The organism is Lacticaseibacillus saniviri JCM 17471 = DSM 24301 (assembly GCF_001311785.1).
In the GTDB taxonomy this organism is placed as follows: domain Bacteria; phylum Bacillota; class Bacilli; order Lactobacillales; family Lactobacillaceae; genus Lacticaseibacillus; species Lacticaseibacillus saniviri.
The window spans coordinates 1-11,849 of the sequence record NZ_BBBX01000011.1; the positions used below are offsets into that span (position 1 = coordinate 1).

At 48.0% G+C, this 11,849-nt stretch carries 9 protein-coding genes and 3 pseudogenes; 2 read left to right on the forward strand and 10 right to left on the reverse strand.

Going from position 1 to position 11,849, the window contains the following annotated elements; all coding sequences use genetic code 11:
• Nucleotides 1-96: 96 nt before the first annotated feature.
• From JCM17471_RS06720 to gnd, 4 genes and pseudogenes are all read right to left on the reverse strand, one after another.
• Entirely contained in the window at nt 97-444 is a 348-nt protein-coding gene (locus JCM17471_RS06720) for a hypothetical protein (RefSeq protein ID WP_054777308.1), read from the reverse strand.
• A 119-nt stretch (nt 445-563) separates the two neighbouring features.
• Complete coding sequence (locus JCM17471_RS06725; RefSeq protein ID WP_054777309.1) at nt 564-1,916, reverse strand: gluconate:H+ symporter; 1,353 nt, start codon at nt 1,914-1,916, stop codon at nt 564-566.
• A 101-nt stretch (nt 1,917-2,017) separates the two neighbouring features.
• A pseudogene (gntK, locus tag JCM17471_RS06730) lies at nt 2,018-3,579 on the reverse strand (gluconokinase).
• A 27-nt stretch (nt 3,580-3,606) separates the two neighbouring features.
• Nucleotides 3,607-4,502 (reverse strand): annotated as a pseudogene (gnd, locus tag JCM17471_RS06735) (phosphogluconate dehydrogenase (NAD(+)-dependent, decarboxylating)).
• Between the two features lie 147 nt (nt 4,503-4,649).
• Here gnd and JCM17471_RS06740 point away from each other — a divergent pair.
• Both JCM17471_RS06740 and JCM17471_RS06745 read left to right on the forward strand, forming a co-directional pair.
• Entirely contained in the window at nt 4,650-5,489 is an 840-nt protein-coding gene (locus tag JCM17471_RS06740; protein WP_054777310.1) for a MurR/RpiR family transcriptional regulator, read from the forward strand.
• A gap of 123 nt (nt 5,490-5,612) precedes the next feature.
• Nucleotides 5,613-6,047: a TMEM175 family protein gene (locus JCM17471_RS06745; RefSeq protein ID WP_263849451.1), complete on the forward strand. Its 435-nt coding sequence runs from the start codon at nt 5,613-5,615 to the stop codon at nt 6,045-6,047.
• Nucleotides 6,048-6,605: 558 nt separating this feature from the next.
• Here JCM17471_RS06745 and JCM17471_RS06750 read toward each other — a convergent pair.
• From JCM17471_RS06750 to agaV, 6 genes and pseudogenes are all read right to left on the reverse strand, one after another.
• Complete coding sequence (locus tag JCM17471_RS06750) at nt 6,606-7,466, reverse strand: aldo/keto reductase (protein WP_054777311.1); 861 nt, start codon at nt 7,464-7,466, stop codon at nt 6,606-6,608.
• Nucleotides 7,467-7,710: 244 nt separating this feature from the next.
• Nucleotides 7,711-8,235, reverse strand: coding sequence for a MarR family winged helix-turn-helix transcriptional regulator (locus JCM17471_RS06755; RefSeq protein ID WP_054777312.1), 525 nt, complete (start codon nt 8,233-8,235; stop codon nt 7,711-7,713).
• Nucleotides 8,236-8,390: 155 nt separating this feature from the next.
• Nucleotides 8,391-9,545 carry an N-acetylglucosamine-6-phosphate deacetylase gene (nagA, locus tag JCM17471_RS06760; protein ID WP_054777313.1) on the reverse strand — a complete coding sequence of 385 codons (1,155 nt, stop codon included), beginning with the start codon at nt 9,543-9,545 and terminating at the stop codon, nt 8,391-8,393.
• A 69-nt stretch (nt 9,546-9,614) separates the two neighbouring features.
• A pseudogene (locus tag JCM17471_RS06765) lies at nt 9,615-10,494 on the reverse strand (PTS system mannose/fructose/sorbose family transporter subunit IID).
• Nucleotides 10,484-11,302, reverse strand: coding sequence for a PTS N-acetylgalactosamine transporter subunit IIC (agaW, locus tag JCM17471_RS06770; RefSeq protein ID WP_054777314.1), 819 nt, complete (start codon nt 11,300-11,302; stop codon nt 10,484-10,486). The pseudogene JCM17471_RS06765 and the gene agaW overlap by 11 nt, the downstream one beginning before the upstream one ends.
• A gap of 41 nt (nt 11,303-11,343) precedes the next feature.
• The gene (agaV, locus tag JCM17471_RS06775) at nt 11,344-11,832 is read right to left on the reverse strand and encodes a PTS N-acetylgalactosamine transporter subunit IIB (protein ID WP_054777315.1); all 489 of its coding nucleotides are present in this window, start codon (nt 11,830-11,832) and stop codon (nt 11,344-11,346) included.
• Nucleotides 11,833-11,849 lie beyond the last annotated feature (17 nt).

An 11,849-nucleotide genomic window follows, 5' to 3' on the forward strand; every position in this document is an offset into this window, starting at 1 on the left:
CGACAAGCCCCGGGTAGCAATCGAGTACTAACGCAAAAAATCGACCTCAACACCCCCGCATGGGACTGTTAAAGCCGATTTTATACATCGCTATCTTTATTTTTCTTCGCCGATACCATCCAGATTGTTGGCAGCAGAGAAATCGAGGCGCACGGTCTTGGCATTATCCTTCACGATCAGAATGTAGCCATGGCCCAAGAAATCCTTTGGCCCACTGTAAGTAATGGGGAATTCTTGTGCTGGTGCGAGTTGGCCCTGAATGACCATCGCATAGATTTCGTCATCCGTTGAGTCATCTGAAAAAGCAATCGCTACAGGTGAGGTCACAATTTGACCAGCCTTGTTCATGACGTTGATGACGTCAAAAATTGCCTTGCTGACTTCTTCAGGGAATACTTCTGCGACCGCATCACTCACGCGGCGCTTTTTGGTTAATTCGTACATGGAATCGTTCCTCTCTTGTCCGTAATGCAGACAGCATATCACAATTAATAGGCGTTTCACAATCGACGCCATATAAAAATGGGCCGCTATCAGCGACCCATTTTTGTTATTTCAATTGTTTAAACGACCAAGCTGAGCAACAGCACGCCGGCTAAACCAGCCACCGCGATGATGGTTTCGAGCACCGTCCAAGTCATCAATGTTTCCTTAACGGAGAGATCGAAGTATTCCTTGAACATCCAGAACCCGGCATCGTTAACGTGACTTGCGGCCAAGCTCCCGGCACCGATAGCGAGTACCATCAGTGCAGGATCAACACCGGCCGTCTTCATCAGTGGTAAGACTAATCCGGCAGCGGTTAATGCGGACACGGTTGCGGAACCCAGTGCCACACGCAGAATCACAGCAATCAACCAGCCCAGAATCAATGGTGACACATTAGCTGATGCGAACAGATTCTTAACAGAATCTCCAACACCACCATCGATCAGCACTTGCTTGAAGGCACCACCACCACCGATAACCAGCAGCAGCATCGCGATTGACTTCACGGCTTCTTCCAGCGTGTTCATGATTTGTGGTGTTGCGATCCGACGATGATAACCCATGGCCCACATCGCAAACAGCAAGGAGATCAACATCGCGATACTTGGTGACCCGATAAACTCAATCACGTTATCAATCGCGGATGGGTTCTTTGGTGCGACACCGTTATGCACGACTAGTTGATAGATGGTCGTGATCGCCATCAAGATAACTGGGAACAGTGAGGTTAAGACAGACAAACCGAAACTTGGTGTGTCTTCCAACTTGAATTCTTTTTGAGGACCTAATGCCTTGAGGTTACCAGCATGTTCAAAGGCGCTTGGCACATACTTGCGGGCAATCTTGGTGAACAAAATTCCGGCCAAGTAGACCGTTGGAATTGCCACAATAATCCCGTAGAGCAAGACTTTACCCGCATTAGCACCCAGGACTGCGGCAATCGCAGTTGGTGCTGGGTGAGGTGGTAAGAATCCGTGTGTGACAGACAATGCGGCCGCCATTGGAATCCCCAAGCTCAGGATTGGCACGCCGGCTTCAATCGCAATCGCAAAGACGATTGGCACTAACAGCACGATCCCGACTTCAAAGAACAACGCAATCCCGATGATAAAGGATGCCAGAACAACCGCAATCTGCAGCCGTTTACGACCAAACTTATTAATTAAGGTATGCGCAATCCGATAAGCACCACCCGCATCAGCGACCAGGCGACCCAACATCGCCCCGAAACCAAAGACGAGGGCTAATTCCCCTAATTGGCTCCCAATCCCGTTTTGAATACTTGTCGCAATTTTACCTGCTGGCATGCCTAAGCCCAGTGCCACAACCACTGATGTGATAATCAATGACACATAGGTGTTCATCTTGAATTTGATAATCAAGAGTAATAAGAGCGCAATACCCAGTAATAATACCAGTAATTCCATGATTTACTCTCCTCCGCTCCATTTTTGACAATTATGATAGTTGTACCCGGCCTATTCGTCAACCGCTTACATTTATGATTTAAAAAACAAGGGGCTGCCCCCTAGTCTTCTTCCGCTAATTTGGCGCGTGGGTTAGGATGATTGCGTTGGAATTCCGCAATCGAACTGTATTCACCAGAGAGTTCACGTGTTAAGCGAATCCAGATTGGCAACAATTCCCGATATACTTCAAAATTTGCTTCGTTTGGTTTGTGGGTATTGGTGACCCCGACCATGTCTTTGACGACACTGAGATCATCCACGATACCCAGACTCTTCATCCCCAGAACAACGGCGCCTAATGCGGAGCTTTCAAAACTTTCTGGAATATTGACTTCTTGTTCGAAGATGTCAGCTAACATCTGCCGCCACAATTCACTGCGGGCGAATCCGCCCGTTGCTTGAATGGCCTTAGGCTTGCCAGCAACCCCTTCAATCATCAACATGACCATGTAGAGGTTGTAGACGATGCCTTCGAGTGCGGCCCGAACCATGTGGGCCCGTGTGTGTTGTCGTGAAAGCCCAAAGAAGCTCCCGCGGGCATTCGCATCCCAAATTGGTGCCCGTTCACCACCAAGATAAGGGTGGAACAACAGGCCATCAGCACCGGCTGGAATCTTAGAAGCGATATCCGTCAAAATTTCATAGGAATCGACTTGCATCTGTTCCGCGGTAATTTTTCTGGTGCGAACAATTGATCACGCACCCAACGGAAGACAATCCCACCATTATTGACAGGACCACCGACAACCCACTTACCGTCATCCAAGTAGTAAGTGAACAAGCGGCCTTTAGGATCCACGACGGGCTTGTCGACCACGACACGCACCGCACCAGATGTTCCGATAGTAACCGCTAAGACACCTGGGTCAATTGCGTTGACACCCAAGTTACTGAGCGTCCCATCACTCGCACCCATGATGAATGGTGTTGCTGGATCGATGCCTGTCACTGAGGCATATGACGCGGACATACCAGTCAATTGATACTCTGTTGAGACCAATTCTGGCAACTGCTCGCGCTTAACACCGGTTACTTCGAGGGCTTGGTCGTCCCAATCCATGTTGAAAATATTGAACAGCCCTGTGGCATTGGCCAGTGAGTAATCTTGAACATATTTGCCGAATAACCGGTACAAAATATAGTCCTTGATACCAATAAAATGAGCGGTTTGGTTGAACAAGTCAGGTTGTTCAGCCTTGAGCCATAACAACTTAACCATTGGTGACATCGGATGCGTTGGCACACCGGTCTTGGCGAATAATTCAGCACCAACACCACTGGCTTTCAAGTCTTCGGCATACTTAGCCGCACGATTGTCCGCCCAGGTAATCACACGGGTGAGGGGCTTGTTATCCTTATCCATCAAAATCAGACTGTGCATCGCTGCAGAGAAGGAAACACCCTTCAATTCACCCGGTTGCACCTTGCCCTTGCGCATGACCTCGGTTAAACCCGCAATCACCGCTTCAAAAATTTCTTCTGGATCTTCCTCAGCCATATCTGGTGTATCTTGATACAACGGATATGGATTATTCGCATAGGCATGAGACTGCCCTTTCATATCGAATAAAACAACTTTGGTACTGGTTGTGCCTAAGTCAACACCAATCATGTAATCCATTGTGCTCGCCTCCATTTTTGTCACACGCTATTTACGATCAACCGCATGCCCACCGAACTGATTCCGTAAGGCAGCAACCACTTTACCAGTGGTGGTGTCTTCTTCTTCAGAGCGGTAACGCATCATTAATGAGCTGGAAATAACGGGCGTTGGGACGTGTAACCGAATTGCTTCTTCAACCGTCCAAGCACCTTCGCCACTACTATGCATGACACCTTTGATTTCTTCAAGTTTGGGGTCTTCGCTGAAGGCAGATTCTGCTAATTCCATCAGCCAGCCACGAATAACGGACCCGTGACTCCAGACCTTGGCAACTGCTTCGTTGTCATAATCGAATTCACCCTTGGTCAAAACGTCAAAGCCTTCACCGATAGCCTGCATCATGCCGTATTCGATCCCGTTGTGCACCATCTTGAGGTAGTGACCGCTGCCGGCACGTCCTGTATAGAGGTAACCATCCTTTTCGGCAATGGCTTGGAATAATGGTTCGATTTCGTTGAAGACTTCCTTATCGCCACCAATCATGAAGTTTCCATCTTGACGTGCGCCAGACATCCCACCCGATGTCCCAACATCAAAGAAGTGAATGCCTTTTTGGTGCAGCATTTCAGCATGAGCCAGAGAGTCTTTATAGAAAGAATTCCCGCCATCAATCGCAATGTCTTCCGCTTCGAGCAGTGTTGACAGGCTTGTCATCGTTGCATCTGTTGGCTTGCCCGCTGGTACCATGACCCAAACAATCCGTGGTGTGCTTAATTGTGCGACCAAATCTTCCAACTCGATGCCGCCGTGGCACCGGTTGTTGTGACTTCTTGACGCGCTGCTTCATTCAAGTCAAATGCGACAACCTCAATATCGTGGTCGCGCATGTTCTTCACGAGGTTCATACCCATCTTGCCTAATCCGATCATCCCAACTTGCATGTTTGCCTGCCCCATTTCTTAATTGTTGCCCTTATTATATGTAAATTATTTACATATTGCAAGCGTTTACACGAAAATTATTTTCTCAAGCGGTTACAAGTGCTATACTCAAAATAAAGCATCACTTGTGCATAAGGAGGACTTATCATGACGAGTTTCAGAATGCGGCTTCAAGCATATCAAGCAAATCTCAGTGACACAGAACAACGGCTTGCGGACTATTTGAGCGCGCACCAATCTGAAGCCAGTCACCTGACGATTTCGGCGCTCAGCAAAGCCACCCACATTTCAACAGCGACCATTTCGCGCTTCGCTAAGAATTTGGGCTTTCAGAATTTTCAAGCCTTGAAAATGGCATTGGCTCAACCAGACAGTCAGGCCAGCACCTTATTTGTTGAAATCAGTCCACACGATTCACTGACCAAGATGGCCAGCAAGATTTTCCATTCGAATATCGACGCCCTTGAGGCCACCAATGCGGCACTCACAGAAGATCAGCTCGAACAGGCCACCGACTTGATCACCAACGCAGAACACGTCGGCCTATACGGGTTGGGTGCCAGCAATATCGTCGCCCTGGATGGCTATCACAAGTTCCTGCGCACCCCGATTGATGTCTTGTACGCCCAAGACTATCACATGCAATTAATGACGTTAACGCGCCTAGGACCCAATGATGTCGCCATCATCGTGTCACACTCCGGCGAAAATCACGATGCCATCGCACTGGCGCAGCTGGCATGCGATCGCGGTGTGCCCGTCATTGTCATCACCAGCTCGGCGAATGCCACCCTGACCAAGCTAGCCGATGTCACCCTGTTATCAATTGCTGAAGAATCCCAGTACCGCACAGAAGCACTCCATGCGCTGATCGCACAGATGAGTTTGATGGATGCACTCTTCATGTTGACGGCCATCAAGACGGATAGTCAAACCGCGGCGGTGTTCCGCGACATTCGGCAAGAAATTCAAAAAACACGCGAATGAGGTCACTATGAAAAAGGAACGTTTTGAAGCTTTCAGCGATGCCGTTTTGGCCATCGTGTTAACCATTTAGTTTTAGAAATACACCTGCCCAGTGATGACCACTCCCTGCAGGCACTCATTGAAATTGCCCCAGAGTTTCTGGCCTATGTATTCTCCTTCATCTTGATTGCGACCATGTGGGTGAACCACCACTACCTGTTCTCACAGGTCAAGACCATCAATAATCGCATCATCTGGACAAACATTGTCTTGTTGTTCTGGTCGTCGCTACTGCCCGCCACCACCGCCTGGATCGGGACCAATATTCACTCCCAAATTGCGGCGGTCTTATATGCCATCAACATTGTGTTCTACAACATCTCGTTTGCCTTCTTGCGCGAGAGTGTCACCGCCAGCAATACCATTGTCAAACCCAAACGCGTCACAGAATGGGTTTCCTTTGGCATCAACGTGCTCACCTTAATCATCACCTTTTTCTGGCCACCATTTGTCTTTATCGGCCTGATCACTAACGTCTTGCTGTGGGCGATGCCGCATTTGGTCACACAACTGAATTAACAAACACATTATTGATGGCAGTATCAGTTGATTAACACAGTTACATCGTGCTAGAATTAGAGCATACAAAAAGGCACTGTGAGCAACCACAGTGCCTCGGCAAATCGCTTTACGGCGACTAGCATCAACAGTATTTAGTTACATCATAACCGTTTTCAGCCGGCCAGCCGAACGGTTATTATTGGTTTTGTCAGACATGATTGCCACAATCAGCGCACCAAAAGCGATTGTTACACCGCTATAAGACGCCAAAAGTGACAACACTTCGAAAGTGTTCATGCTGGTCATATTCCCAATAAAAATTTTCCATAGGCATCACTCCAATGCATTTGCGTGTTGAAGTTAGCCACCGTTCGATTTGTTGATTTTAAGTTTACCTAAATTGATGGTACCTTGCAACTTGAAAAAAGTGAATCTATACACGGAACAACATGTACACTATCTATTACCACTCAACCTATGGGTCTCATATCCCTCTATTCTCGCTAATAGCACCCGTGTGTATTTTTCACGCAAAAATCCCATAACCATTGTATTGGTTATGGGATTTTTGTATCTCTAGAATGTTGCTGTATCTGGATCCGTTGCTTCGCCCGCCACACCGTGCAATTGATCAATCAATTCCATATCGTGGTGTGACAATTCGAAGTCAAATAATTCAGCGTTCTCGTTAATGCGATCCGCGTGCACAGACTTTGGTAATGGCACAAAGTCGTGTTGCAGTGACCAGCGCAAGACTAACTGGGCAACTGACTTGTTGTAGCGTTCCGCCATCTTTTGTAAAGCAGGCACATCAAAGATTTTCCCTGTGCCCAGTGGACTATAGGCCTCACTGATAATATTGTGTGCTTCATTGTAAGCCACGACTTCTGGCTGTAAATCACTTGGATTCAAGAAGATTTGGTTGACCATTGGCGCCACACTGGCGGTTTTCATCAACGTGTCAAAGTGGTGAACACGGAAATTGGAAACCCCAATGGCACGCGCCTTCCCTGACTTCAAGATTTCTTCCATGGCGCGCCATGTTTCAGCAATTTGATTGTCAAATTGATCACGCAAGGCTGCGGGATTTGGCCAGTGAATCAAGTAAAGGTCCAAATAATCTGTATCCAGTCGCAACAATGATTGGTCGACGGCCTTCAACGCTTCTTGATAGCCGTGATCACTGTTCCAGAGTTTTGTCGTCAAGAAGTAATCGTGCCGGTTCAAACCAGAGGCCTTCAATCCAGCACCCACACTCTCTTCATTGCCATAGGCTGCGGCTGTATCAATGTGGCGATACCCAGCAGCTAAGGCCGCTTCAACACTCGCCTTTGCGACATCACCATCAGGCGTTTGCCAGGTTCCAAAACCCACAATTGGAATTTCGACACCGTTACTCAAAGTTTGAACATCCGTTAACTTGGTTAAATGTGTCATCTGTTTGTTCCCCTTTTCATGTCAATTTCACTTATTAGCTTACCACAACAAAAGAACATAAAAAAAAAGAAGTTGTCACCCTACCCCGTTGGCAGGGTGACAACTTCAATTTTGGGAACGCGTGCTTAGACGCGCTCAACCGCACTGCCTGTTCCGCCTAACCCGACTTGCCATAATTGCCAAAACCGCAATTATCTTGCAAGTCCCGTTAGTGCTCACAGCTAACCCGTGTGGCTTCACGCTCTTAGTGCATCCAAGGACCGCGGCCACGGCCACCACCGAAGTGATGAGGATGTGGCATCCGACCACGCATGTCTTCAAAGTCAGGGGCAACCTTCTTCACGTTCTCAACCAACTTGGTCAAGCTCGTGATCAATTGATCCTGTTCTTCTTCAGAGATACCGTCGAACAAGCCGTCGCGTAATTGTTGGCGATTTGCCTTCATGGTCTCGATGAACTTCTTACCGTCATCGGTCAAATGAATGTGGGTGACACGCTTGTCGTCTTCGGAGGTTTCACGGGTAATGAAGCCATCCTCTTCCAAACGTGCTAAGCCCGCGCTCACAGAGCTAGGACGAATATCGAGTTGTTCAGCGATTTCACTGTTGGTTAAACCGTCATTTTCTTTAATTAAACGAAGAAGCCGCATTGGGCCCCGACCACCTTGGCGTGGGCCTTGGTCGTCGTGATGGCGATGCATGGCCATCATTCCGGGAAAGCCGTTTAACTGGTGCAACAAGTGCATAATGGTTTGCGTTTTATCTGCCATTTTGAGTACTTCCTTTTATTTTATTTAGTTAGTATTTGTATAAACTAACTAATAAGTATAATACTCGCTACCAATCGTTATGTCAACCCCTCAAAAAAGCGAAACAACAGCGTTTACGCCATTTGTTCCGCCTCGCTAAAAATTATTTTGTTATTTTATGCCTGATAACGCTGTTCACCATTCAGGTAAGTCTCGGCTAAGGTCATGTCAGGATTCAAGACCAAGTAATCCGCATCGCGTCCCGGCAGAATGCTCCCACACTTGTCATTGACTTGGCAAGACTTGGCAGCGGTATAGCTCGCCATCTTCACGGCATCTTCTGGTGTGACACCATTCCAGTCGACCACATTCTTGATCGCTTCGTCGAGTTTTAGAATCGAACCCGCCAAGCTGTCACCATCCTTCAACCGTGCCATGCCATCCTTAACGTAGACTGGGAATTCGCCTAAGACATAATCGCCATCGGGCATCATGCCGGCCCGCATGCAGTCAGTAATCAACGCAACGTGTTCCGGTGTCTTTTCACGAATCAAACTCCCAGCGACTTCCGGCCGCACATGATGACCATCACAGATCAGTTCATCATCGACTTGTTGCAGATACATCGCAGCACCGACCATGCCGGGTTGGCGGTGATTCAAGCCGCTCATCCCGTTGAAGGTGTGTGTGAAGACCGTGGCGCCGGCTTCAATCGCGGCCTTGGCTTGTTCAAAGGTTGCGGAGCTGTGGCCCAGTGCAACCACGGTGCCATCCGCTGTGACCTTCTCGGTGAAGTCAACAGCGCCAGCGCGTTCTGGCGCAATCGCGATTTTCTTCAATAGGCCTTTTGCTGATGCTTGCCATGCCTTGTATTCATCGACACTAGGGTCCTTGAAATACTTAGGATTCTGCGCACCCTTATGTTCTGTGGTGAAGTATGGCCCTTCAAAATAAATGCCTTGAATCTTGGCACCGGTCTCTTCACCCGCGTGCGCACCGATTGTCTGACAGACCGCGTTCAATTGATCAAACGAACCGGTCAGTGTTGTTGGCAACCAACTCGTTACCCCAGCCTTTAACAAGCCTTCTGACATTTCCTGAATCGCGGACCAGTCGTTATCCATGACATCATGGCCGAGTAACCCATGGATATGGGTATCGACTAACCCAGGTGCAATCCACTGGTTGCCCTTATCGACAATGCGACCTTCTGGCTTATCAGTTTCAGGATAATAGTTGCCAAACTTGCCCTCATCGGTCACTTCGAGATAACCACCATTTTCGGTATTGGACTTCAAAAAGAATTTTGCTGCGTGAATATAATACGTCATATTACTTTCCTCCATTGAAAGAGGTTGCGACAAACAAGTTCATCGCAACCTCCTTTCTAATCCTTTTGACTAAAGTGCTGCTGGCCATGCGAACAGGCCAAAGAATGAACCGATGAGACCGATCAGTAAGGTAATCCCAATCAGGGTCAGTGGGCTCTTCCCCTTCTTCAACATCCAGTAGCAGAAGAAGGTGTATGCCAGTGGTAACAGCGCTGGCATGATTTTATCGAGAATCCCAGCCTGCAGGTCGATCTTCATCTTGCCGATGGCGAACTTCCCATAAATACCATCCAGACTGAACTTGATGTAGGTTGCGGTTAAGCCACCGACAACAGCCAACCCGATAATGGTTGCCGCACGTGAGATCTTTTGCGTATTCTCACGCATCGAGGCAATCGCTCGCGTCCCGGTGTTATACCCATAATTCATTAACCAGAACAACAGACCAAAGTGAACCGCGTTGAATAAGAGTAAGAACAGGATAGGACCGAAGATGTTCCCCTGTTGTGACAGTGAAACCCCAATCCCACCGGTAATTGGCAGTAAGGTTAACCAGAACAAAGCATCCCCGATACCACCCAGAGGGCCCATCAAGGCAACTTTAATCCCACGAATCGTGGACCGGTTTTCCTTGTTTTCTTCCATCGCGATAATCACCCCTTGAACAAAGGTGACTAAGAATGGGTGCGTGTTGAAGAATTGCATATGATCGAGCAGTGAATAGCCCAAATCCTTTTGTTCTTATGAATCTTGGTCAGGCCAGGAATCAGACTGTATGTCCAGCCCCCACCTTGCATCCGCTCGTAGTTGAAGGACGATTGCAACATCAGCGAACGCCAAACCATTTATGCAAGTCTTTCTTGGTAATGACTTTTTCAACGGATGGATCTTCATAAGTGTCGGGAATTTGTAAGTTCTCAACATCTTTAATCATTTCATCAGATGCCATTGCTGTAATCCTCCTCTTCATCATCATCGTCTAAGCCCGTGTCTGTTGGTGCTGCGGGTTGTGCAGGCGTGTTATTGTTGCGGTTCAAGAAGAAGTCGTAAGCCGCAACGGATGCTGCAAGTAATGCAATCGCCAAAATTGGTAACTTCCCATATGCGGCAGCGATAAACCCAGCCACGAAGAACGGTGCGTATTCGATTTTCCACATAATCTTCAGTAACATTGCGAACCCAACGGCTGGCATCATCCCACCAGCGGCCTGGAAGCCACCCAGAATCCAAACAGGAATGGCCTTAACCGCAGCGGTAACGACACTTTGCCCGAAAATAGCAGGTAAGAATGCCATAATGAAGAACCCAATGAATAAGATGACTGGTTCAATCCACGCCATGCGATCCATTTTCTTGGTATCACCATTAACCGCAGCGAGATCCATGGTGTGCATCAATGGTGCTAAAGCAGTGAACAATAAGGTAATAATGGCTTGAACAGCAACTGAGAATGGCACCGCAACCCCGACGGCCACTTCAGGCTTCAAACCTGACAGCAGTGCAAACAGTGTCCCGATAACCCCACCAATAACAACGTTGGGTGGTTGTGCCCCAGCAAGTGGCACCATCCCAGCCCAAACTAATTCCAGTGTCCCACCAGTGATAATCCCGGTCGTTGGATCGCCAAGAATAATCCCGATGACAGCACCCGTAACGATTGGCCGGTGAATATGCGTCAACCCATTAAATTGGTCAATCGCCGCAATCCCAGCCCACAAACCAACTAGAATGGCTTGTAAAACGGTAACGTCATGCATGTCTATACCTCCTCAAAAGTATGTGTTTATAACAATGGCGTTTATGCCTTTGCTAACAGATCCATTAAATCGGTGGCGCGCTCGTTTGGAATCCCCTGCACTTCAAGTTGAATCCCCATGTTGTGCAATTCATTGAAGGTGTCGATATCGTCTTGGCTCACAGAAACGGTGGCAGATAATTGTTTCTTACCTTCTGCGAAGTGTAAGTTCCCGATATTCAACTTCTTGATTGGCACGCCACCCTTAATCAGGGCTAATGCATCTTGCGGTGTCCGAATCACCAACAGAATTTTCTGCGTTGGGGCCGCTTTGCCAATCACCCGAATCGTCTTTTCAATTGAGAAGAAGCGAATCCCAACCGTATCCGGAATGACCATTTCCATCAAGTTCTGTTGCACGGAATCCTTGGACACATCGTCATTAGCGACCACAATCAGGTTCGCACCAATTGTGTTCACCCAAGTCATCCCAACTTGCCCGTGCACTAATCGATTATCAATCCGTGTTACAAGAATGTTTGGTTCTGTCATCACTAATTCCTCCTTAT